Origin of the sequence: Shumkonia mesophila, from assembly GCF_026163695.1 — a bacterium.
In the GTDB taxonomy this organism is placed as follows: domain Bacteria; phylum Pseudomonadota; class Alphaproteobacteria; order Rhodospirillales; family Shumkoniaceae; genus Shumkonia; species Shumkonia mesophila.
On the sequence record NZ_JAOTID010000001.1, the window covers coordinates 648,449 to 669,648 of the forward strand.

The following is a 21,200-nucleotide window of genomic DNA, read 5'->3' on the forward strand; positions in this document are numbered from 1 at the left end:
AACCTCTTTCCCGATATTCGATCAGGCCCCGGCGATTTCAACAGACGGTTTCACGAACAGCCGAAGGGGTCCCGTATTCCGTGCGCGGGAAAAAAAGCCATATGAAGGAGAGCGGCAACGGGAGGCGGGAATGGCCGATCTGCTGGTCAACATCGACGTGGACGATCTGGGGCGCGCCGTCGCCTTCTACGGCGAGGCCTTCGGGCTCACCGTCGGGCGGCGCTTCGGCGCCTTCGCGGTCGAGATGCTGGGCGGCAACGCCCCCCTCTACCTGCTGGCCAGGCCGGAGGGCTCGCGGGTGTCATCCTCGGCGATGGCCTCGCGGCGCGCCTACGACCGCCACTGGACGCCGGTGCACCTCGACTTCGTGGTCCCCGACATCGAGGCGGCGGTGGCGAAAGCCGAGCGCGCCGGCGCCCGCCTGGAGGGCAAGGTCGGCACCCACCCGTGGGGCCGGCTGGCCACGCTGGCCGACCCCTTCGGCCACGGCTTCTGCCTGATCGAGTTTTTGGGCCAGGGCTACGACGAGATCGCCGACGGCGGGGAGCCGGGACTATAGCACGGTACTAAGCGCTCATTTTTGTCTGTTGGTTGAAAGGCGGCGGGCAAGAAGATGTTTCACAACCTGCGGTCAAGATTTTAAGATCTCTTTCTAACAAGAGGCTGAACAAAGATCTGCTAGCAGGCTGCTTAGCCGTGCCTGTGGAAAGGGAGGAAACCCGATGGCTCGCCTATATGGTTCCGTCCGGCTGCGTCCCACCCGTATTGGGTTTTTGGTGCGTCCCACACAAGAGAACCATCACGTTGTGCGGCGTTTCATGCGCCTGTGTTGTTGCTTGTGGGGTGGCGCATTCAATCCGATCATTCCGGTCGCTAAAGTACTACCTTCAGCATGGAGGGGGAACCGCCATGCTGAAATTACGGGACCGGGTCTTGCCGAAGCCTATGTACGGTTTTTCGAACCCGACGTTTTTGTGGAAGCCGAATCGGGATTGGCGAAAGAAACAGGCATTGTCGATGAAGTCCGAAGACTCGGCCGGGGACGCGTCGTTACCCTCGACAATTTTGTTGAGAGCAAGGAGGTTCATCGGCCCGATTTTGCATACGGCTTGAATATATTCGACCTGTACAAGCACCGGTATGAACAAGAGTTTCAGTTTGTTTCCCGCCACAGAAGGCCGTACGCGTCTTTCGCGCCACACGCTAGCCACGATGCATTTACCGAAGCTGTTTTTGGCATGTTCCCGGAGGCGAAGGACCTTGCATATATAAGCAAGGGATTCGCGGACGTTTTTGATCCGACCGAGCTAAAATGTACACCAAAGACATGTCAGAAATTTTTCGAAAATTCTTACATCTCCCCGCTTCAGGTTTCTCGGTATGGCGTTGAGTTTTCGCCGACAGGTCACACCGATCCAACCGTTTTCGTTTTTGATCCCACTAAGACCATCGATCTCATCGATTTTTGGAATCTCCGCCAGTTCCGCAGCCAAGTTCTGCCAATCCCGCTAAATTGGCTTGGCGACCTTTCTCGATTTGTGCGCCGACGGATTAAGGCCGACCACCGTCCTCTTCCGAATAACCGAAATGGCGTAATGATTCACACTACCGTGGAGTTTTCCCGCTCAATTTCTGATAATCACGCCGGAGCGTTGGCAAGAGAGCATTTGGCCAGCCTCGCCAAAGATTCCTGGGCGTTAAAGTCTTGGTATGACCCGATCTGGCGGCCACCATATCAATGGCGCCATGGGACAATTCAACCACGCAGAACAGAACTCACCTCGGATACCAAGGATTTCGAAGTAGATCCCTACGATGGCGACGGTCACGTTCGTGTGCCCGCTCTATATCCCAATTTTGCTGAACGCTATCATTTTGGCACCAACCACGCGCGTTGGTCGAACGTAGTGACATTCAGCCACTTTGGCCAGGAATCAGAATTCGCGCTTTCCTATCTTCCAAATGTTATGAACTCGGATACAGCACGTCTGACAATGGGAGGCTTTTCTGTTGTCACACGAGAAGGGATCGTGCTGCCACAGCGTTACAAATCGAGCACCAATTCTGTGCTCTTGAAACGACAACAGGACGCTATCTGCAGCTGGATGCGCTCGAAGGGATTTGCCGTACTGCCTTCGGCAGCCGGTCAGAACGCCAACCAAGTAATCAAGGCGGTTGGTAGTTTGCCAGAATGCAGCATTCTCGCTGACGAGAAGACACTGCGTCTTTTGGAGAAAATGTCTAGACGACAAAATAGGACTGCCGCAGTATCAGAATGGAAAGCGTTGCTTTCAAACCGAAAAAAGCTTTCGACATATTTCGATATAGATCTGGATATTTTTGCAAAGCGTAACGTTCTCAGACTCGGTGTTGTCGTTTCTTGTCCACACTGCGAGTTTGACAATTGGTATGGTTTGGACAAGATAGGTTATAATATTACATGTGAGAGATGCCTTGCGTCATTTGATTTTCCGCAAGGAAATTTCAACTTCCGTGAGAAAGCTTGGAGGTACCGTTCGATCGGTCCGTTCAGTCTGCCAAATTACGCGCAGGGAGCATATTCAACGGTGTTGACATTGAGGGCACTTAAGATGCTTCAACATTTCGATGCTGCCATAACGTATTCAACTGGTTTAGAACAAGAAAGTAAATTTGAAGCCGATTTTATTGCGTGGTATCAAGAGGGAAAAAAGTTCTGGATTGATCCAGAGCCTGAACTGATCATCGGAGAAAATAAGAGTTTCGGCGGATTTCGTGGTCAGGAAGGGGAAAATAAATGTGACGTGTTTGAGGAAGAAGATATTTTACGGTTTCGTCATCTTGCGAAAGCTTTTCCAGGCGCGCATTTTCTATTTTCTACCCTGAAACAGTCCTTAGGTGACGATGAGAAAGATCTCCTACGCTCTTTTGCTGAGTGGGGACGGAGACCCCTTAAGACGGGGCAGCCTCGCGCTTCGGTAATTGTGTTTACAAGTACCGAGCTTTTTGCGGAATGGGATCTTCAATCCTCTTGGAGCAAATTAGGTGGTCGCCACGCTGAGCTGTCGGACCCTGCTTACATCCATTTGGACGATCTTTTTACTTTAGGCGACCTCACCCAGCAGCTTTATCTTGGCATGCCAAGCTATGATGCGTGGAGACACGCACGTTTCCGGCGCCGCCAAGACCACCAAAAGAGGCAGCAAAACTGACGTGGACCCTAACTAACTAACGAAAAATAGGAAGTGACGGAGCGGTATCTCCCTTCATCCGAACATCTTATCCCCGCGCTCGTCGATGATCAGTTTGGCCTTTTCCACGGCCATGGCCGCGGCGTCGTCCTTGCTGCCGAAGGTGTCGGCGCGGATGAAGGAATGCTCCTTCGCGACGCCGGCGATGTCCTTGCGGATGACGCCGGCGGTCAGCCACTGGCCGCCCTGCCGACGCGGCACCGGGTGGATGCGATAGCCCTTGTAGTCGAGGCCTTCCGGGCCGACCGCAGGGGTTCCGCCCTCGCCGCCTTCCCCGCCGTCCGCCGTCCGTCCGCCGCCGAACAGGCCCTTCAGAAATCCGCCGATGCCCGCCATGCCCGTCCTCCCCGTCCTTTGCGGACAGTTTAGCGTCATTGAGAAAGGTTCACCAGTTCACCACAGAGGCACAGAGGAGGAAGGGGTGCGCGGGCTTGGCCCGCGCCTTTGGGATTCTCTGTGTCTCGGTGCCTCTGTGGTTCGCCCCTTTTTTAGCCTACGCGCTGCCGATGAGGATTCCCGTGGCGAAGACGATGAGGCCGCCAACCACCACTTCGAAGGCGGCCTGCAGGAACTTGGTGTCCATGTAGCGGGCGCGCACCCAGGCGATGACCCACAGCTCGATGAGCACGATGGCGACGGCAAAGGCGGTGGCCGCCCGGAATTCGGAAATCAGGTAGGGCAGCGTGTGGCCGATGCCGCCCACCGTCGTCATGGCGCCGGTGATCAGGCCGCGCATCCACGGCCGGCCGCGCCCGGTCAGCGAGCCATCGTCCGACATCGCCTCGGCGAAGCCCATGGAAACCCCGGCGCCGATCGAGGCGGCGAGCCCGACCAGGAAGGTCTCCCAGGTGTTGTGGGTGGCGAACGCGGCGGCGAACAGGGGGGCCAGGGTGGAGACCGAGCCGTCCATCAGCCCGGCCAGGCCCGGTTGCACCACCTGGAGGATGAACATGCGCCGGCGCGTTTCTTCCTCCTCCTTGGCGGCGTCGGTGGTGACGTGCAGCTCGGTGAGTTTCGAGGCCAGCGATTCGTGGCTGCGCTCGGCCGCCGCCAGGTCGCCCAGCAGCTTGCGCACGCTGGCGTCGCTGGTGCGCTCCAGCGCCCGCTCGTAGAAGCGGCGCGTTTCGTATTCCATAGTCTCGGCCTGCTTGCGCACCGTCTCCAGGCGCAGCGGCCGCACCCGCCATAGTGCCGGGCGCACGACGAAGCCCTTGACGTCCTGGCGGCGGATCAGCGGGATGTGCTCGCCGAACGCCGTGCGGTGCGCCTCGATGAGGCGGCGGCGGTGCAGGTTCTCTTCCTCCGCCATCTCGGCGAACACCTTGGCCGAGGCCGGGAAGTTGTCCTTGAGCCCGTCGGCGTAGTCGGCGTAGACGCGCGCGTCCTCTTCCTCGAGCGCGATGGCCAGCGCCAGGATTTCCTGTTCGCTCAACTCGGAAAAACGCTTCACGGATGCTTCCTCCCCCTGATTGCCGGTCACCGGCATGGTTCGGGGGGTTATATAGTGCCGCGCGCGCGGGCGGCGCAAGAAACCCTAGGCGGGCAGGGGGGTGCCGGCGCCCTTGGCGGCCCGCTTGCGCCAGCGGGCGAACAGCCGCCAGCCGAGCAGCAGCGCGAGGAGGACGGCATAGACCGCCGCCTCGCGATAGCCGGCCTTGATCATCAGGAAGTAGTGAATGACGCCGAGCACCCCGGCGGCGTATACGGCGCGGTGCAGGACCTGCCAGCGTTTGCCGCCCAGCCGCTTGATCCAGCCCTTGGTCGAGGTGGCGGCAAGCGGCACCAGCAGCGCGAAGGCGGCCATGCCGATGGTGATGTAGGTGCGCTTGGCGATATCGGCCCAGATCGCCTGCCAGTCGAAGAACTGATCGAGGCCGACGTAGGCCGAAAAGTGCAGGAACACATAGAAGAAGGCGAACAGCCCGATCATGCGGCGGAAGCGGGCCAACTGGGAGAGACCCGTGATCTCGCGCAGCGGCGTGACGGCCAGCGCGATCAGAAGGAAGCGCAGGCCCCAGTCGCCGAAATGGCGGATCGCCGCCTCGATGGGATTGGCGCCCAGCCCGCTGCTGGCCGCCAGCCACGCCGCCCAGGCCAGCGGGCCGAGGCAAAGGGCGAAGACGGCCGGCTTGACGATCCGGCGCAAACGCTGCTCGCGGGTCATGGCGATCCTTGGGCGCGGGCGGGAACGGCCTAATAGAACTTACGCAGGTCCATGCCGGCGTACAAGCCGGCGACCTGGTCGGCATAGCCGTTGAACATCAGGGTGTCGCGCCTAAGAAACTCGCCGATGCGCCGCTCCTTGGCCTGGCTCCAGCGCGGGTGGTCGACGGTCGGGTTGACGTTGGCATAGAAGCCATATTCGACCGGCCCCTGCTTGTTCCAGGTGGTCGGCGGTTCGGTCTCGGTGAAGGTGATCTTGACGATCGACTTGATCGACTTGAAGCCATACTTCCACGGCACCATCAGGCGCAGCGGCGCGCCGTTCTGGGGCAGCAGTTCCTCGCCGTAGAGGCCGACCGCCAGGATGGCCAGCGGGTGCATGGCCTCGTCCATGCGCAGGCCCTCGACATAGGGCCAGGGCAGGAGCGGCGTTTTCTGGCCGGGCATCTCCTCGGGCCGCACGACGGTTTCGAAGGCGACGTACTTGGCCTGACCGGTGGGGCCGTATTTCTTCAGCACGTCTCCCAGCGGCACGCCGACCCACGGGATGACCATCGACCACGCCTCGACGCAGCGCAGCCGGTAGATGCGCTCCTCCAAGGGCAAGCCCTTGATGACGTCCTCGTAGGCGTAGGTGCCGGGTTTCTCGCAATGGCCGCCGACGGCGACGGTCCACGGCTTCGGCTTGAAGTTTTTCGAATTGCGGGCCGGGTCGGTCTTGTCGCCACCGAATTCGTAGAAATTGTTGTAGCTGGTGATCGACATCTGCGAGGTCGGTTCCTCGTCGGTGGAAAACCTGCCCTTGGTTATGCCCTGAAGCGCCGCCTCGGCCGGGGCCGGCAGGAAATGCCCGGCGACCAGGCCGGCGCCGGCCACGGCGGCGGTCTTGAGGAAGCGGCGGCGCTCCTCGAACACGGCCTTGGGCGTGATCTCGGAGGATTTGACGTCGGAGGCCCTGGCGAAGCGGATCAGCATGGTCGGCGTTTCCTTGTGCGAAGCCTTACTTGGCAGCGAGGTCGGACTTGATCTTGGGCCAGTTGCCGTCGGCCTTCTGGATATTGCCGGGGATGTTCTTCGCCCAGCGCTCCTGCACCGACTTGGAATAGTTGAGGTAGAGCTTGCCGCCCTCGATGTGCCAGGCGTCGGGATCGATCTCGGCCGTGTAGCCTTCCGATACCGCCCAGGCGCAGAAGCCGCCGTACTGCGGGGCGTATTTCGCCGGATCGGCGGCGAAGGCGTCGCGGTGCTCGGCGCTGGCGAAGCGCCAGGTGACGCCCATCCAGTCGTGGCTGTACTCGGTCTTGCCGGGGACGGGCTTGCCGTCGGTGAAATAGGCGACCGGGTCGTAGCCCTCGATGGCCGCGCCCTCGGCGGTGTAGACCGTCATGCCGGCTATGGCTGGGGCCGCCGCACCAAGGGCGGCCACGCCGACGGCCGCCAACGCGAACAGGAAGATGCCGACCAGGAAAGCGGCAGGGGTGCGCCGCGCCATGGGGGTTGCTGGGGTCATGATCGTCTCTCCCGCCGGGGCATCCGGCTCTCGAGAATCCGCTGGCCGCACGCCGTTCTCCGGCTTGGGCCCTGGCGGACATCTGGTGACGTGCGGACCGTGGTGCGAATAACAAGCCCGTGAAGGGGCGGTGAGGGATCGCCCGGCGGTGCGGCGCGGCGAAATCGCCGCTTTCGTCTTGCGGCGCGGGCCGCCAGGGCCTAATTCCTTGGGGAGCCGGGCCGAAGGGGGTGGCCCGGGCGGTCCGTTGCGGGTTCGGAGCACGGACGGCGTTCTGGTTTCGGGGGGTCTCCTTGCGGGTGCTCTATCACCTCTGGTTGTCGCCGTTCTGCCGCAAGGTGCGGATCGTTCTCCATGAGAAGAGAATCGAATTCGACCTTCGGGCCGAACAGGTGTGGGAACGGCGCGAGGCGTTCCTGGCCTTGAACCCGGCCGGCGAGGTGCCGGTGCTGGTCGAGCCCGACGGCACCGCGCTGTGCGGCAGCGACGCCATCTGCGAGTGCGTGGACGAGATCACGCCCGAGCCGCCGCTGATCGGCCCGCATCCTTTCCTGAGGGCCGAGGTTCGCCGCTTGGTCGGCTGGTTCGATCAGAAGTTCAACCGCGAGGTCACCGAGAACCTGGTCGGCGAGAAGATGACCAAGCGATTCCTCGGCTTGGGCGAGCCCGACTCGGGGGCGATTCGCGCCGGCCACGCCAACGTCCACACCCACCTCGACTACATCGGCTTCCTGATGCGCCACCGCAAATGGCTGGCCGGCGATTACTTCTCGCTGGCCGACATCGCGGCGGCCGCCCACCTTTCCACCGTCGACTACCTGGGCGACGTGCCGTGGGAGGACCACCCCGAGGCCAAGGACTGGTACGCCCGCGTCAAGTCGCGGCCGAGCTTCCGGCCGCTGCTGGCCGATCACATTCCGGGGGCGCCGCCGCCCCGCCACTACGCCGACCTCGACTTCTGAGCGGTCTAGCGTCCGGAGGCGAGGCCGGGGAAGAGGACGGCAAGGGCGGGTGGGGCGGCGATCCGCCAGTGCGGATGAATGGCGGTCAGCGTCGCCTCGCGCAGCCGCCGCACCACTCCCGTTTCGACATGGATGAACGAGACGAACCGATAGAGCCCGCTGGTTTCCGAGACGGCGAGCCACAGGCCCTCGGCGCTCTCGACCAGATCGCCCGGCCGCGGGTGCGGACGGGGGGCCGCCTGTTCGGCCGGATGCGGATCGGCGACGAAGGCGAGTCTGGCGCCGCAATCGGTCAGCCGCTCCTCGGGGTCGATGAAATCGAGCCGATGACCGCCCTCGGCCGCCGGGGCGAGGGCCACCGTGTAGTCCTGAACGTATCCTTTGGCCGCGCGCTGCCCCTTGAGGCAGAGAGCGGAAGCGCCATCCTGCCGGCGCAGCACGGCATGGCCGGCCGGCACTTCGAAGGCCGGCCGCTCCTTGAGGCCGCCCGGCTCAGCCATTGCTGTTGCCGAGATCGAGGTTCTGGAGGTTCCCCTGGGCGGTGCTCGCCGCCGCCGTGCCCGGCGCCACTTCGATGACCTTGAGCCAGTCGGCGCGGGCGCCGGCGGCGTCGCCCTTGAGCCGGCGCAGGATGCCGCGCTCCAGCAGGGCGTCGGGGTTTAGCGAATCGAGGGCGAGCGCCCGCTCGAGATCGGCAGTGGTGGCGTCCAGTTCGTCGAGATAGCGATGCGCCGCGGCCCGGAAGGTGTAGGCCTCGACGAGGTCGGGGTCCAGCTCGAGCGCCTGCGTGAAATCGGCGATCGCCGTCCGGTAGGAGCGGAAGCCGGCGCGCGCCAAGCCGCGGTCGATCCACAACTCGGGGTGCTCGGGGTTGAGCTGCAGGGCCGCCGTCAGCACATCGTCGGCCCGCTCGGGGTTGTTGTCCTGCATCCAGCCCTGGGCGGCCTGGGCCAGCAGCTCGGCCTTGAATTTGGGGCCCGACTTCACGGCCTGGGCCAGCGCCTCGAAGCGCCGCGCCGCCTCGCCGTATTGCTGCAGATAGAACAGCGCCTTGGCCTGGCAATGCGAGGCGGCATTGCCGCCGCCCATGTCGCGCCAGGCGATGGCCTCGTCGAAGGCCTCCCCGGGGGCGGTCTCGGCCAGCGACATGCAGGCGGCATACTGGCGGGCCGCCTCGCGGTCGGTCTGCTCGGCCGCCGCCGCCGGCCCGGCCGTCAGGCAGGCGAGCCCCGCAAAACCCATGATCCAATCGCGCAACACGGCCCTGTTCCTCCATCGCCGGGGCCGATAGACTTCCGGCTTCCGGGCCGGAATGCAAGGGTCCTGATCGAGCGACGCGGAGTCCGCCCCGCCATGAATGCCGAAAGTCCCCGCCTGTTCTGTTTCGGCCTCGGCTATTCGGCCACCCACCTGGCCCGCCGCCTGCTGGCCCAAGGGTGGTCGGTGGCCGGCACCTGCCAGGGCGAGGAAAAGCGCCGCGACTTGGCCGCGCTTGGCATCGAGGCCCACCTTTTCGACCGCGAGCGGCCGCTCGTTGCCGCCGCCTCGGCGCTGGCCGGCGCCACCCATCTGTTAAGCTCGGTGCCTCCCGACGGGGCCGGCGATCCGGTGCTCGACGCGTTGGGTCCCGTCCTCGCCGGCGCTGGCTGGCGCTGGACGGGGTATCTCTCGACCACCGGGGTTTACGGCGACACCGGCGGCGCCGTGGTCGACGAAAAGGCGCTGCTCGCCCCCACCTCGGAGCGCGCCCGGCGGCGGGCCGCCGCCGAGGCCGTCTGGCTGGCGTTGCACCGCGACCGCGGGGTGCCGGTCCACGTTTTCCGGCTGGCCGGCATCTACGGGCCCGGCCGCAGCGCGCTCGACAGGATTCGCGAGGGCGCCGCCCAGCGGGTGATCAAGCCCGGCCACGCCTTCGGGCGCATCCACGTGGACGACATCGCCACCGTGCTGATGGCCTCGATGGCGAAGCCCGATCCCGGGGCGATCTATAACCTCTGCGACGACGAGCCGGCGGCGCCGGCCGAGGTCATCGCCTTCGCCTGCCGGCTGCTCGGCGTCGCGCCGCCGCCGCCGGTGGCGTTCGACGAGGCAGCGAAGACGATGTCGCCGATGGCGCTTTCCTTCTGGCGCGACAACCGCCGAGTCGACAACGGGCGGATCAAGCGCGACCTCGGAGTCGGGCTCGCCTATCCCAGCTACCGCGAGGGACTGGCGGCGATCCTGGCGGCGGAGGGCGTCTAGACCAGGATATCGACCAGCTTGGTGGGATCGGCCTGAAAGGTCGAGGCGGTGTTGAGGGACGGCAGCGACTCCCATTCGAGGTCGCTGAGGCAGGCCAGCCCCGCCGCCGTGATGTCGAGGCGGGCGATGTCCTTGTCGGTCTGGGCGGCGACCTCCTTGTCGGCCTTGGACAGCAGGGCGGATACCTTGGTCAAGGTGCTGTGAAGGGTGCCGAGCACCCGGGAAATGGCCTTCTGGTAAGGCTCCAGCGCCGGGTCGGCGTCGCCGGCCGCGACCGATCCGTCCGTGGTCTTGAGGCCATTGATGATCGTTTCGACGGCCGTCAGCACCTCTTTGCACTGGGCCGTCATGGCCGCCACGCGGTTGGGCAGGCCGGTCTGGGTGGCGGCATCGGCCTGGATCTGGACGACGTCGGCCAACTGGCCGGCGATCGTCAGCTTGCTTTCGGGATCGCTCGCCGCCTCCAGCGTCGCCATGGTCGGCAGCACCGCGCGGCCGCGGCTGTCGGTCGGAAAGGAATAGCCCGTGTAGAGCGAGGTGAAACTGCTGGAAGATGTGGAGTAGGGCGTGATGCCGTTGGCAGCACTCAGCAGGTAAAGGGCATAATCCCCGGAACTGGTCACCATTCGTTATCGCCTCCTGTCTCGGACCGTCGGCGGTCGGCAGGATTTGCCGGGGCCCGGCCCCCGCGCGGCAGGACTTGCCCGCCGGAGAAGGCCGATCGGCCGCACCCGGCCGCCGCCGCACCATTTGGCCGGGACTACCGCAAAAGCCGTGCCGGTCGGCCGGCCGGCCCCTATGTCAGGGAATCGAGCAGGGTTTCCAGCGTGCGCCCGAGGCGGTCCAGGTCGTGCGGCTGGGACAACCGATGATCGCCGGCCTTGACGAACTGGATCTCGACGTCGTCGCCCTCCAGCATCTGGCAGAGCTTGAGGCTGGTCTGCCAGGGCACGTCGGGGTCCTGCATGCCGTGGAGGATGCGCACCGGGCAGGTCAGCGGCATCTTGCGGCGCAGCACCAGATGCCGGCGGCCATCCTCGACGAGGGCCCGGGTAAAGGGGGTGGGCTCGGGGCCGTAGAGGCTGTGCACGTAGACGACGCCGTCCTTCTCAAGCGCCGCCTTCTGCTCGGGCGACAGGCCCTGCACCAGCAGGTCCTCGGTGAAATCCGGCGCCGGCGCGATGCCCAGCAGCCCGGCCACGCGCCCGGGCCGTGCCAGGGCCGTCAGCAGCATGATCCAGCCGCCCATCGAGGAACCGACCAGAACCTGCGGCCCCTCGGTCAGTTCGTCGAGCGCCGCCACCGCGTCCTCGGCCCAGCGGCCGATGGTCCCGTCGGTGAAGGCGCCGGAGGAGGCGCCGCAGCCGAAATAGTCGAAGCGCAGGCAGGCCTGGCCGCGCGCCTCGCACAGCGCTTCGACGTACATCGCCTTGCCGCTGGTCATGTCCGACATGAAGCCCGGCAGGAACACTACGCCGGGCGATTTTCCCGGCGTTTTGCGGTAGGCGATTGCCGCGCCGTCGGCGCGTGTTAATATCCGGGGCGCGGGGGGGGCGACGGTCGCGTCGTTCATGTCTCAAACCAATCTTGGATTGCTATTTCCGGATGATCGAGGAAGCGCAAGATAACACCGGCGCGCCGCCGGTGGAACAGGAGCCGGCTTCGCCGATGCCATCGGACGGGCGGCGGGTCACGGTGCTGCAGGTGCTGCCGGCGCTGGGCGCCGGCGGCGGCGTCGAGCGCGGCACCGTCGAGATCGCCAGGGCCATCGTCGAGGCGGGGGGCCGCTCGCTGGTTGCCTCGGCCGGCGGCCTTCTGGTCCACGACCTGACGCGGGCCAAGGCCGAGCATTTCGAGCTGCCGGTCGACAGCAAGAATCCCCTGGTCATGCGGGCCAACATCGCCCGTCTGGCCCGCCTGATCGTCGAGGAAAACGTCGACATCGTGCACGCCCGCTCGCGGGCCCCGGCCTGGAGCGCCTATTTCGCGGCGGCGCGGGCCGGCCGGCGCTTCGTCACCACCTTCCACGGCACCTACGGGGCCGGCAATCCGCTGAAGCGCAAGTACAACTCGATCATGACGCGGGGCGAGCGGGTGATCGCCATCTCGTCCTTCATCGCCGGCCATATCCGCCAGGTCTACGGCGTGCCGGCGGCGCGCATCCGGGTGATCCCGCGCGGCGTCGACCTCGAACGCTTCGACCCGGCGCGCGTCTCGGCCGAGCGGGTGGCGCAGCTGGCCGGTCAGTGGCGCCTGGGCGACGGCCTGCCGGTGGTCATGCTGCCCGGCCGCCTGACCCGCTGGAAGGGCCAGACGGTGTTCCTCGAAGCCATCGCCCGGCTGCGCCGCAAGGACATCCGCTGCGTGCTGGTCGGCTCCGACCAGGGGCGGGCCGATTACCGCCGCGAGCTGGAAGACATCATCAGCCGCCATGACTTGGACGAGGTGGTGCGCATCGTCGACCATTGCGCCGACATGCCGGCCGCCTACATGCTGACCGACGTGGTGGTCTCGGCCTCGACCGATCCCGAAGCCTTCGGCCGCGTGGTGCCCGAGGCCCAGGCCCTGGGCCGCCCGGTGATCGCCAGCGACCACGGCGGGGCGCGCGAAACCATCATCGAGGGCGAGACCGGCTGGCTGACGCCCCCCGGCGATGCCCAGGCCCTGGCCGCCACCCTCGAGCGGGTCCTGGCGATCGGCCCGGAGGCCCGCCAGGGGCTGGCCGAGCGGGCCATCGCCTACGTCCGCGGCAACTTCTCGAAGGACGCCATGTGCGACAAGACGCTCGACGTCTACAACGAGGTCCTCAATCTGAAGCCGGGCGAGTGATGGACGGGCAGCCCCGAATTCTGGTGGTCAAGCTGGGGGCGCTGGGCGACTTCGTGCAGGCGCTGGGCCCCTTCGCCGCCATCCGGCGCCACCACCCGGATGCCTGGATCACGCTACTGACCACCGCGCCCTACGCCGAGTTGGCTTATGCCAGCGGCTATTTCGACGAGATCTGGGTCGACCCGCGCTCGCGCCTGCCGCGCCGGCTTCTGGCCCTTCGCAAGTGGCTGCGCGGCACCAAGTTCCAACGTGTCTACGACCTTCAGACCTCGGATCGCAGCGCCTTCTATTTCCGTCTGTTCTGGCCGGGGCCCTATCCCGAATGGTCGGGCATCGCCAAGGGCTGTTCGCATCCGCACGCCAATCCAGGCCGCGACGCCATGCACACCCTGGACCGTCAGGCCGAGCAGTTGCGCATGGCGGGAATCGAGGACGTGCCGGCGCCCGATCTGTCGTGGGCCGCGCCCGACATCGCCAAGTTCAATCTTTCCGGCCGCTATGCCCTTCTGGCGGCGGGCGGGGCGGTGCATCGCCCGGCCAAGCGCTGGCCGACCGAACGCTTCGCCGAACTGGCCGGCTGGCTGGCCCGCCAGGGAATCACCCCGCTGCTGCTCGGCACCAAAGCCGAGGCGCGGGTCCTTCAAGCCATCGCGGCGGCCTGTCCCGAGGCCCGCTCGCTGGCCGGCGAGACCAGTTTCCTCGACATCGTCGGGCTGGCCCGGGGCGCGGTGTCGGCCATCGGCAACGATACCGGGCCGATGCACCTGATCGCCGTTGCCGGCTGCCCGTCGGTCGTCCTCTATTCGTCCGAATCCGATCCGGCGCTGTGCGCCCCCCGGGGATCGCGGGTGGTGATCCTGCGCCGTCCGACCCTGGAGCAATTGCCGTCGGGCGACGTCGAGAAGGTGTTGGCCGCCATGTGGCAGGAAGGGAGCGTATCTTAGGCGAGCGCCACCGTCGACGCGGATTTTCCGGCAAAAACCTTGACATGCCGCCCCGAATTGCGGACATAAGGGGCGCTTTCACCCGAACGGAAGACGGACGATGAGCGCGTTGATCGTGACGGCGGCGACGACCACTACCACGCCCCTGAGGGGGTCGTGACGTCCTGCCGTTGTGTCGAACGCGGACGCCCGAGCCCTCCAGCCCCCGGCTTGGAGGGTTTTTCGTTTGGGGCCGGGCATGATGGTTGAAGGTTGAAGGGAGCGTCCCTGTCCCCGGGGTTGCGGGGCGGGACTGAACGAACGATGGAACAGACAGCGGTGAATCAGGATAAACCGGTCCGCATCACGCTTCCGGACGGCAGCGTCAAACAATACGGCGGCCCGGTCACCGGGGCGCGAATCGCCGCCGACATCGGTCCCGGCCTGGCCAAGGCGGCGCTGGCCGCCCGGGTCGACGGCAAGCTGTGGGATCTGGCCCGCGAGATCGAGACGGATGCCTCCGTGGCCCTGGTGACCCGCAAGGACGAGGCGGCCCTCGAACTGGTCCGCCACGACGCCGCCCACGTCATGGCCCAGGCCGTGCAGGAACTGTTCCCCGGCACCCAGGTGACCATCGGCCCGGCCATCGAGAACGGCTTTTATTACGACTTCGCGCGCAAGGACCCGTTCACGCCCGAGGACCTTGAGAAGATCGAGAAGCGGATGGCCGAGATCGTCGATCGCGACCTGCCGCTGGTGCGGGAAGTCTGGGATCGCGACGCCGCGATCAAGACGTTCGAGGCGAAGGGCGAGAAGTACAAGGCCGAGATCATTCGCGACCTGCCCAAGGACGAGGTGGTCACCGTCTATCGCCAGGGCGACTGGTTCGACCTCTGCCGCGGCCCCCACCTGCCGTCCACCGGCAAGCTGGGCAAGGCCTTCAAGCTGATGAAGTTGGCCGGCGCCTACTGGCGCGGCAACTCGAAGAACGAGATGCTGCAGCGCATCTACGGCACCGCCTGGATCGAGGAGAAGGAGCTCAAGGCCTACCTCACCATGCTGGAGGAGGCCGAAAAGCGCGACCATCGGCGCCTGGGGCGCGAGATGGACCTCTTCCACCTCCAGGAGGAGGCCCAGGGGTCGGTCTTCTGGCATCCCCACGGCTGGACGCTCTATCGCAATCTCCAGAACTACATGCGCCAGCGGCTGGAGGCCTCCGGCTACGTCGAGGTCAACACCCCGCAACTGGTCGACCGCGCCCTGTGGGAAAAATCCGGCCACTGGGAGAAGTTCGCCCAGCACATGTTCACCTCGGAAGTCGAGGACAAGACGCTCGCCATCAAGCCGATGAACTGCCCCTGCCACGTGCAGATCTTCAATCAGGGCATGAAGAGCTATCGCGACCTGCCGCTGCGCATGGCCGAGTTCGGCTCTTGCCATCGCAACGAGCCGTCGGGCGCGCTGCACGGCTTGATGCGGGTGCGCGCCTTCACCCAGGACGACGCCCACATCTTCTGCACGGAAGACCAGATCACCAGCGAGACGCGCACCTTCTGCGACCTGCTGCTGTCGGTCTACAAGGACCTCGGCTTCGACGAGGTGCGGGTGAAGTTTTCCGACCGTCCGCCGGTCAGGGCCGGCTCGGACGAGACCTGGGACAAGGCCGAGGAGGCGCTTCGCGTGGCGACCGAGGCGGCCGGCCTGGAATGGACGCTCAACCCCGGCGAAGGCGCCTTCTACGGGCCCAAGCTGGAGTTCGTGCTGAGGGACGCCATCGGCCGCGACTGGCAGTGCGGCACGCTCCAGGTCGACTTCGTGCTGCCCGAGCGGCTGGGCGCCGAGTACGTCGGCGAGGACGGCGAGAAGCACCGCACCGTCATGCTGCACCGCGCCATCCTGGGCTCGTTCGAGCGCTTCATCGGCATCCTGATCGAAAACTATGCCGGCAAGTTCCCGCTGTGGTTGGCGCCGGTCAAGGCGGTGGTCGCCCCCATCACCAACGATGCCGACGGCTATGCCCGCGAGGTGGCGGCGGCCTTCAACGCGGCGGGAATCCGCTGTGAACTCGACCTGCGCAACGAGAAGATCAACTACAAGATCCGCGAACACAGCCTCGCCAAGGTGCCCGTGATTGCCGTGGTCGGCGCCCGCGAGGCCGAGCAGCGGACCGTGGCCCTGCGTCGCCTGGGCGGACAGGCCCAAGAAATTCTTGCACTGCAAGAGGCAGTCGCTAGACTTGGCCGGGAAGCGGCGAGCCCGCTTGTGCACGGCTAGCCGGCGAATGCGTGTGTCACGCGGTTTCCTTTCCGGGCCCAATGTTCCCGGGACGGAGGAGCGTGGCGTTTTGTTCATTGTTTGCCAAGGAGGCGTTACATAGCACGACCGCCCATGAACCAGCCGCCGGACCGCAAGGGCCCGCGGGTGAATGAAGAGATCAAGGTGCCGTCCATTCGGCTCGTCGATGCCGATGGGGAAATGGTCGGCGTCGTTTCCCTGCAGGAAGGCCTGCAGATGGCCGAGGAGGTGGGGCTCGATCTGGTCGAGGTGTCGCCCGCCGCCGAGCCGCCGGTCTGCAAGATCCTCGATTACGGGAAATTCAAGTACGCCGAGCAGAAGAAGCGGAACGAGGCGCGCAAGAAGCAGAAGGTCATCGAGATCAAGGAGCTCAAGATGCGTCCCGGCATCGAAGAGCACGATTATCAGACCAAGATGCGCAGCATGTTCCGGTTCCTCGACGAAGGGGACAAGGTCAAGATCACCATCCGCTTCAGGGGCCGCGAAATGGCCCACCAGGACCTGGGCGTGCGCGTTCTCGATCGTATCCAGCAGGATGTCGGCGACATCGCCAAGATCGAGCAGACCCCACGGACCGAGGGGCGGATGATGACCATGGTCATCGCGCCCAAGTGATTCGGCCCGGATGACGGGGCCGCCCACCCCGGGTGGGCGGCCTTCGCTTTCCGGGCGGTCTCGCCGCAGTCGGCAAAAGGTCACCTTGCAATCGCGGGGACGGGGGGCTATAACCCACGCCCTTGACACGCGAATTTCGAGCGGTCCGGCGGGGCATGCCCAGCCGCTCACGAACGCTCCAGAGAAAAGGATTGCGAAATGCCCAAGCTGAAGTCCAAGTCCAGCGCCAAGAAACGATTCCGTCTTACGGCGACCGGCAAGGTCCGCGGCAACGTGGCTTACAAGAGCCACTTCCTCAGCCGCCGGACCCAGAAGATGAAGCGCAAGGCGCGTGGAACTCACATCCTGGTGAGAGCCGACGCCCGCCTCGTCAAATCCTACCTGCCCTACGCCTGAGGAGACGCGAACCATGGCACGCGTAAAACGGGGTGTGACGACCCATGCCCGTCACAAGAAAATCATCGATCTGGCGCGCGGCTTCCGCGACCGCAACAGCAGCAGCTTCCGCATCGCCCTTGAGAAGGTCGAGAAGTCGCTGCAGTACGCCTACCGCGACCGACGCACCCGCAAGCGCGATTTCCGCCGCTTGTGGATCCAGCGCATCAACGCGGGCGCCCGTCTGTCCGGCCTGACCTACTCGCAGTTCATGAACGGCCTGTCGCTGGCGGGAATCGAGATCGACCGGAAGGTTCTGGCCGACCTCGCGGTCCGCGAGCCCTCGTCGTTTAAGGCGTTGGTCGAAAAGGCCCGGGCGGCGCTCCCCGCTACCGCTTGAATTCTCGCCCATCGTCGAGAATTTCCTGATCCGGGAGCCGCAGCCGGGGCCGCCCGACGGTCTCGTGTTGCTTGATGGATGGTGTTCTGCAGCCATGGAAGACATAGACGTTCTTCGCTCGGAACTGATCGCGACGGTGAATGGGGCGGCCGACCTCAAGGCGCTCGAAGAGGCCCGCATCACCGCGCTGGGCAAGAAGGGGCGCATCACCCAGCTGATGAAGGGCCTGGGCGCCATGGAGCCGGAGGCACGCAAGGCGGCCGGCGCCCGGCTCAACGCGGTGAAGGACGCCGTCGCCGAAGCGATCGAGGCGCGCAAGGGCGATCTGGCCGGCGCTGCCATCGACGCCAGGCTGATGGGAGAGCGGGTTGACGTGACGCTGCCGGTCCGCCCCGGGCAGGACGGCCGCATCCACCCGATCAGCCAGACCATCGACGAGGTCGTCGCCATCTTCGGCGAGATGGGCTTCGTCGTGGCCGAGGGACCGGACATCGAGGACGACTGGCACAACTTCACGGCGCTCAACATCCCGCCCGAGCATCCGGCCCGCCAGGAGCACGACACCTTCTACCTGCCCGGCGTCGGCGCCGATGGCGGGCGCATGGTGCTGCGCACCCATACCTCGCCGGTGCAGATCCGCACCATGAAGGGCACGCAGCCGCCGATTCGCATCATCTGCCCGGGTCGCACCTACCGCTGCGATTCGGACGCCACCCATTCGCCGATGTTCCATCAGGTCGAGGGCCTCGTGGTCGACGAGGCCACCCACATGGGCCACCTCAAGGGCTGCCTGATCGAGTTCTGCCGCGCCTATTTCGGGGTCGACGACCTGCCGGTGCGCTTCCGGCCCAGCTATTTCCCGTTCACCGAGCCCTCCGCCGAGGTCGACATCGGCTGCACCCGCGAGGGCGGCCAGTTCCGCATCGGGCGGGGCGACGATTGGCTGGAGATCCTGGGCTGCGGCATGGTCAACGCGGTGGTGCTGGAAAACTGCGGCATCGATTCCAGCCGCTACCAGGGCTTCGCCTTCGGTATGGGGCTGGAGCGCATCGCCATGCTGAAATACGGCATCCCGGACCTGCGCACCTTCTTCGAATCCGATCTGCGCTGGCTCAGGCATTACGGCTTCGCGGCGCTGGACGTGCCGAGCCTGGTGGGAGGGCTCAATCCATGAAGTTCACCCTGAGCTGGCTCAAGGAGTACCTGGACACCGAGGCCGGGGCCGATGAGGTGGCGGCGAAACTGACCGCCATCGGCATCGAGGTCGAGAGCGTCACCCAGCGCTCCAGGGGGCTCGAGGATTTCGTCGTCGCCCATGTGCTGGCGGCCGAACCCCATCCCAACGCCGACCGCCTCAAGGCCTGCACCGTCGATTTCGGCGAAGGCCCGATCAGCGTGGTGTGCGGGGCGATCAATGCCAGGGCCGGCATGAAGGCGGTGCTGGCGCGGCCCGGCCAGTACGTGCCCGGCATCCAGGTGACCCTCAAGAAGGCCTCCATCCGTGGCGTCGAGAGCAATGGCATGATGCTCTCCGAGGACGAGATGGGCCTGGGCAGCGACCATTCCGGTATCATCGAGCTGCCCGAGGACGCCCCCATCGGGGCGCGTGCCGTCGACGTCATGGGCCTGTCGGACCCGGTGTTCGATGTTTCCATCACCCCCAACCGTGGCGACTGCTTGGGCGTGCGCGGCATCGCGCGCGATCTGGCCGCCGCCGGCCTCGGCCGGCTCAAGCCCCTCGACGCGACGCCGGTGGCCGGCTCGTTCAAAAGCCCGATCGACGTCATCTTCGACTTTCCGGAGGACAAGCGGAACGCCTGCCCCTATTTCGTCGGCCGCTACCTGCGCGGCGTCAGGAACGTCGAAAGCCCGCGCTGGGTCAAGGAACGGCTGACCGCGGTCGGCCTGCGGCCCATCTCGGCGCTGGTCGACGTTACCAACCTTCTGACCATCGGCCTCAACCGGCCGCTCCATGTGTTTGACGCCGACAAGGTGCGGGGCCACATCCGGCCGCGCCTCGCCCGCCCCGGCGAGACCATCCTGGCGCTGAACGGCAAGGAATACACCGCCGACTCCGAGATGACGGTGATCGCCGACGACGAGGCGCCCGAGGCGTTGGGCGGCGTCATCGGCGCCGAACGGACCGGCTGCTCCGAGGAGACCGTCAACGTCTTCCTCGAATCCGCCTATTTCGACGCGGTGCGCACGGCCAGGACCGGCCGTACGCTCAACCTGCAGACCGATGCCCGTTTCCGCTTCGAGCGCGGCGGCGTCGATCCGGCCTTCCTTATCGACGGCATCGAGATCGCCACCCGCCTGATCCAGGAATGGTGCGGCGGCGAGGCCTCCGAGGTGGTGATCGCCGGGGCCGAGCCCGACTGGCGGCGCGATATCAAGCTCAGGCCCGTACGCATCCACACCCTGGGCGGCGTCGACGTCGCCAAGCCCGAGATCGAACGCATCCTCACGGCGCTCGGCTTTGGTCCGAAGGAAACCGGCGGCCATCTGACGGTTTCGGTGCCGTCCTGGCGCGGCGACATCGTCGGCGAGGCCTGCCTGGTCGAGGAAGTCATCCGCATCCACGGCTACGAACACATTCCGGTGGTGCCACTGGAACGAACCGCATCGCTGCCGCGGCCGGCCTGGACGCCCGAACAGAAGCGCCGGGTGACGGCCCGGCGCACCCTGGCGGCGCGTGGCATGGTCGAGGCGGTGACACTGTCGTTCCTGCCGGCGGCGACGGCGAAGCTCTTCGGCGGCGGCGCCGAGGCAGTCCGCCTGACCAATCCGATCAGCGCCGATCTCGACGCCATGCGCCCCTCGCTGCTGCCCAACCTGATCGCCGCGGCCGGGCGTAACGCCGACCGCGGCATCGCCGACGCGGCGCTGTTCGAGGTCGGCCCGCAGTTCGCCGGCGACAAGCCGGAAGACGAGGCCATCGTCGCCGCCGGCATCCGTTCGGGGCGCCGCGGCCCGCGCAACTGGGCGGAAGCGGCGCGTCCCGTCGACGTTTTCGACGCCAAGGCCGACGCCGTGGCGGCGCTGGCGGCGGCCGGCGCGCCGGTGGACAACCTTCAGGTTTCGGCCGAGGCCCCGGCCTGGTACCACCCGGGGCGCTCGGGCAGCCTGCGCCTGGGTTCGAAGGTGGTGCTGGCCTGGTTCGGCGAAATCCATCCCGGCGTCTTGGCCAAGATGGACGTGCGCGGGCCGGCGGTCGGCTTCGAGGCCTTCCTCGACAACATTCCGGCGCCGAAGCGCCGCAAGGGGGCGGCGAAACCCTATCTCGTCCTGTCGCCGTTCCAGCCCGTCGAGCGGGATTTCGCCTTTGTCATCGACGCGACGGTCGCGGCCGGCGACGTACTGAAGGCGGCGCGCAGCGCGCATCCCGATCTCATCGCCGAGATCCGCGTCTTCGACGTCTTCGCCGGGGGCGCCCTGGAGGCGGGAAAGAAGTCGCTCGCCATCAACGTCGTGCTCCAGCCCAAGGAAAAGACCCTGACCGACCAGGAGATCGAGGCGGTCGCCGCCCAGATCGTTTCCAAGGTTGAGAAGGCGACCGGCGGAAGCCTGCGGGCCTAGCGGGACGCAACCGGAGGGCGGGTCGCGCATCCGGCGGGATATCCCGCCGGCATTGACGTCCTGTTGTTTTTCCCGTGT

Annotated in this window: 21 protein-coding genes; 12 read left to right on the top strand and 9 right to left on the bottom strand. The window is 65.8% G+C overall.

Going from position 1 to position 21,200, the window contains the following annotated elements; genetic code table 11:
- The first annotated feature begins 130 nt into the window (after positions 1-130).
- Positions 131-559 (top strand): VOC family protein, encoded by a 429-nt coding sequence (locus tag ODR01_RS02910; RefSeq protein ID WP_316976086.1) that lies wholly within the window; start codon positions 131-133, stop codon positions 557-559.
- Between the two features lie 163 nt (positions 560-722).
- Positions 723-3,191, top strand: a complete 2,469-nt coding sequence (locus ODR01_RS02915; protein ID WP_316976087.1) for a hypothetical protein — start codon at positions 723-725, stop codon at positions 3,189-3,191.
- Positions 3,192-3,245: 54 nt separating this feature from the next.
- Here the strand turns inward: ODR01_RS02915 and ODR01_RS02920 are convergent, their stop codons facing one another.
- The 5 genes from ODR01_RS02920 to ODR01_RS02940 form a co-directional block, all read right to left on the bottom strand.
- Complete coding sequence (locus ODR01_RS02920) at positions 3,246-3,566, bottom strand: HlyU family transcriptional regulator (protein WP_316976088.1); 321 nt, start codon at positions 3,564-3,566, stop codon at positions 3,246-3,248.
- Between the two features lie 157 nt (positions 3,567-3,723).
- A complete protein-coding gene (mbfA, locus tag ODR01_RS02925) occupies positions 3,724-4,680 on the bottom strand; it encodes an iron exporter MbfA (protein ID WP_316976089.1) in 957 nt (318 codons plus the stop codon).
- Between the two features lie 84 nt (positions 4,681-4,764).
- Positions 4,765-5,394 carry a protein-methionine-sulfoxide reductase heme-binding subunit MsrQ gene (locus ODR01_RS02930; RefSeq protein ID WP_316976090.1) on the bottom strand — a complete coding sequence of 210 codons (630 nt, stop codon included), beginning with the start codon at positions 5,392-5,394 and terminating at the stop codon, positions 4,765-4,767.
- A gap of 29 nt (positions 5,395-5,423) precedes the next feature.
- A complete protein-coding gene (msrP, locus tag ODR01_RS02935) occupies positions 5,424-6,368 on the bottom strand; it encodes a protein-methionine-sulfoxide reductase catalytic subunit MsrP (RefSeq protein WP_316976091.1) in 945 nt (314 codons plus the stop codon).
- A 25-nt stretch (positions 6,369-6,393) separates the two neighbouring features.
- Positions 6,394-6,903, bottom strand: a complete 510-nt coding sequence (locus ODR01_RS02940; RefSeq protein ID WP_316976092.1) for a YHS domain-containing (seleno)protein — start codon at positions 6,901-6,903, stop codon at positions 6,394-6,396.
- Positions 6,904-7,196: 293 nt separating this feature from the next.
- On the opposite strand from ODR01_RS02940, the gene ODR01_RS02945 reads away from it, so the two are divergent.
- Positions 7,197-7,865 carry a glutathione S-transferase family protein gene (locus ODR01_RS02945; RefSeq protein WP_316976093.1) on the top strand — a complete coding sequence of 223 codons (669 nt, stop codon included), beginning with the start codon at positions 7,197-7,199 and terminating at the stop codon, positions 7,863-7,865.
- Between the two features lie 5 nt (positions 7,866-7,870).
- On the opposite strand, the gene ODR01_RS02950 is transcribed toward ODR01_RS02945, so the two are convergent.
- Together ODR01_RS02950 and ODR01_RS02955 are read right to left on the bottom strand one after the other, a co-directional pair.
- Positions 7,871-8,365: a hypothetical protein gene (locus ODR01_RS02950; protein ID WP_316976094.1), complete on the bottom strand. Its 495-nt coding sequence runs from the start codon at positions 8,363-8,365 to the stop codon at positions 7,871-7,873.
- Entirely contained in the window at positions 8,358-9,125 is a 768-nt protein-coding gene (locus tag ODR01_RS02955; protein ID WP_316976095.1) for a tetratricopeptide repeat protein, read from the bottom strand. Before ODR01_RS02955 ends, ODR01_RS02950 begins: the two co-directional genes overlap by 8 nt.
- Positions 9,126-9,218: 93 nt before the next feature.
- Between ODR01_RS02955 and ODR01_RS02960 the strand changes: the two genes are divergently transcribed.
- Positions 9,219-10,106 carry an SDR family oxidoreductase gene (locus ODR01_RS02960; protein ID WP_316976096.1) on the top strand — a complete coding sequence of 296 codons (888 nt, stop codon included), beginning with the start codon at positions 9,219-9,221 and terminating at the stop codon, positions 10,104-10,106.
- On the opposite strand, the gene ODR01_RS02965 is transcribed toward ODR01_RS02960, so the two are convergent.
- The gene (locus ODR01_RS02965; protein ID WP_316976097.1) at positions 10,103-10,732 is read right to left on the bottom strand and encodes a hypothetical protein; all 630 of its coding nucleotides are present in this window, start codon (positions 10,730-10,732) and stop codon (positions 10,103-10,105) included. The genes ODR01_RS02960 and ODR01_RS02965 overlap by 4 nt on opposite strands.
- Positions 10,733-10,902: 170 nt before the next feature.
- Complete coding sequence (locus ODR01_RS02970; protein ID WP_316976098.1) at positions 10,903-11,679, bottom strand: alpha/beta hydrolase; 777 nt, start codon at positions 11,677-11,679, stop codon at positions 10,903-10,905.
- A gap of 32 nt (positions 11,680-11,711) precedes the next feature.
- On the opposite strand from ODR01_RS02970, the gene ODR01_RS02975 reads away from it, so the two are divergent.
- The 8 genes from ODR01_RS02975 to pheT all read left to right on the top strand — a co-directional run bounded on the left by ODR01_RS02975 (position 11,712) and on the right by pheT (position 21,122).
- Positions 11,712-12,935 (top strand): glycosyltransferase family 4 protein, encoded by a 1,224-nt coding sequence (locus tag ODR01_RS02975; protein WP_316976099.1) that lies wholly within the window; start codon positions 11,712-11,714, stop codon positions 12,933-12,935.
- Complete coding sequence (locus ODR01_RS02980; protein ID WP_316976100.1) at positions 12,935-13,879, top strand: glycosyltransferase family 9 protein; 945 nt, start codon at positions 12,935-12,937, stop codon at positions 13,877-13,879. The genes ODR01_RS02975 and ODR01_RS02980 overlap by 1 nt, the downstream gene beginning before the upstream one ends.
- Positions 13,880-14,182: 303 nt before the next feature.
- Complete coding sequence (gene thrS / locus ODR01_RS02985) at positions 14,183-16,132, top strand: threonine--tRNA ligase (RefSeq protein ID WP_449441445.1); 1,950 nt, start codon at positions 14,183-14,185, stop codon at positions 16,130-16,132.
- A gap of 114 nt (positions 16,133-16,246) precedes the next feature.
- Positions 16,247-16,768 (top strand): translation initiation factor IF-3, encoded by a 522-nt coding sequence (gene infC / locus ODR01_RS02990; RefSeq protein WP_316976102.1) that lies wholly within the window; start codon positions 16,247-16,249, stop codon positions 16,766-16,768.
- A 198-nt stretch (positions 16,769-16,966) separates the two neighbouring features.
- Positions 16,967-17,164: a 50S ribosomal protein L35 gene (rpmI, locus tag ODR01_RS02995; protein ID WP_316976103.1), complete on the top strand. Its 198-nt coding sequence runs from the start codon at positions 16,967-16,969 to the stop codon at positions 17,162-17,164.
- Between the two features lie 13 nt (positions 17,165-17,177).
- Positions 17,178-17,543, top strand: coding sequence for a 50S ribosomal protein L20 (gene rplT / locus ODR01_RS03000; protein ID WP_316976104.1), 366 nt, complete (start codon positions 17,178-17,180; stop codon positions 17,541-17,543).
- Positions 17,544-17,637: 94 nt separating this feature from the next.
- Positions 17,638-18,717, top strand: a complete 1,080-nt coding sequence (gene pheS / locus ODR01_RS03005) for a phenylalanine--tRNA ligase subunit alpha (protein WP_316976105.1) — start codon at positions 17,638-17,640, stop codon at positions 18,715-18,717.
- Positions 18,714-21,122, top strand: coding sequence for a phenylalanine--tRNA ligase subunit beta (pheT, locus tag ODR01_RS03010; RefSeq protein WP_316976106.1), 2,409 nt, complete (start codon positions 18,714-18,716; stop codon positions 21,120-21,122). The genes pheS and pheT overlap by 4 nt, the downstream gene beginning before the upstream one ends.
- Positions 21,123-21,200: the final 78 nt, after the last annotated feature.

Excerpts from the sequence above, each read along its gene's own strand:
- rpmI (WP_316976103.1), top strand. The coding sequence starts at position 16,967 with ATGCCCAAGCTGAAGTCCAAGTCCAGCGCCAAGAAACGATTCCGTCTT.
- pheS (WP_316976105.1), top strand. The coding sequence starts at position 17,638 with ATGGAAGACATAGACGTTCTTCGCTCGGAACTGATCGCGACGGTGAAT.
- msrP (WP_316976091.1), bottom strand. The coding sequence starts at position 6,368 with ATGCTGATCCGCTTCGCCAGGGCCTCCGACGTCAAATCCTCCGAGATC.
- infC (WP_316976102.1), top strand. The coding sequence starts at position 16,247 with ATGAACCAGCCGCCGGACCGCAAGGGCCCGCGGGTGAATGAAGAGATC.
- ODR01_RS02915 (WP_316976087.1), top strand. The coding sequence starts at position 723 with ATGGCTCGCCTATATGGTTCCGTCCGGCTGCGTCCCACCCGTATTGGG.
- ODR01_RS02975 (WP_316976099.1), top strand. The coding sequence starts at position 11,712 with ATGATCGAGGAAGCGCAAGATAACACCGGCGCGCCGCCGGTGGAACAG.
- ODR01_RS02960 (WP_316976096.1), top strand. The coding sequence starts at position 9,219 with ATGAATGCCGAAAGTCCCCGCCTGTTCTGTTTCGGCCTCGGCTATTCG.
- ODR01_RS02940 (WP_316976092.1), bottom strand. The coding sequence starts at position 6,903 with ATGACCCCAGCAACCCCCATGGCGCGGCGCACCCCTGCCGCTTTCCTG.
- ODR01_RS02910 (WP_316976086.1), top strand. The coding sequence starts at position 131 with ATGGCCGATCTGCTGGTCAACATCGACGTGGACGATCTGGGGCGCGCC.
- ODR01_RS02965 (WP_316976097.1), bottom strand. The coding sequence starts at position 10,732 with ATGGTGACCAGTTCCGGGGATTATGCCCTTTACCTGCTGAGTGCTGCC.
- ODR01_RS02980 (WP_316976100.1), top strand. The coding sequence starts at position 12,935 with ATGGACGGGCAGCCCCGAATTCTGGTGGTCAAGCTGGGGGCGCTGGGC.
- pheT (WP_316976106.1), top strand. The coding sequence starts at position 18,714 with ATGAAGTTCACCCTGAGCTGGCTCAAGGAGTACCTGGACACCGAGGCC.
- ODR01_RS02920 (WP_316976088.1), bottom strand. The coding sequence starts at position 3,566 with ATGGCGGGCATCGGCGGATTTCTGAAGGGCCTGTTCGGCGGCGGACGG.
- thrS (WP_449441445.1), top strand. The coding sequence starts at position 14,183 with ATGGAACAGACAGCGGTGAATCAGGATAAACCGGTCCGCATCACGCTT.
- ODR01_RS02950 (WP_316976094.1), bottom strand. The coding sequence starts at position 8,365 with ATGGCTGAGCCGGGCGGCCTCAAGGAGCGGCCGGCCTTCGAAGTGCCG.
- ODR01_RS02930 (WP_316976090.1), bottom strand. The coding sequence starts at position 5,394 with ATGACCCGCGAGCAGCGTTTGCGCCGGATCGTCAAGCCGGCCGTCTTC.
- ODR01_RS02970 (WP_316976098.1), bottom strand. The coding sequence starts at position 11,679 with ATGAACGACGCGACCGTCGCCCCCCCCGCGCCCCGGATATTAACACGC.
- rplT (WP_316976104.1), top strand. The coding sequence starts at position 17,178 with ATGGCACGCGTAAAACGGGGTGTGACGACCCATGCCCGTCACAAGAAA.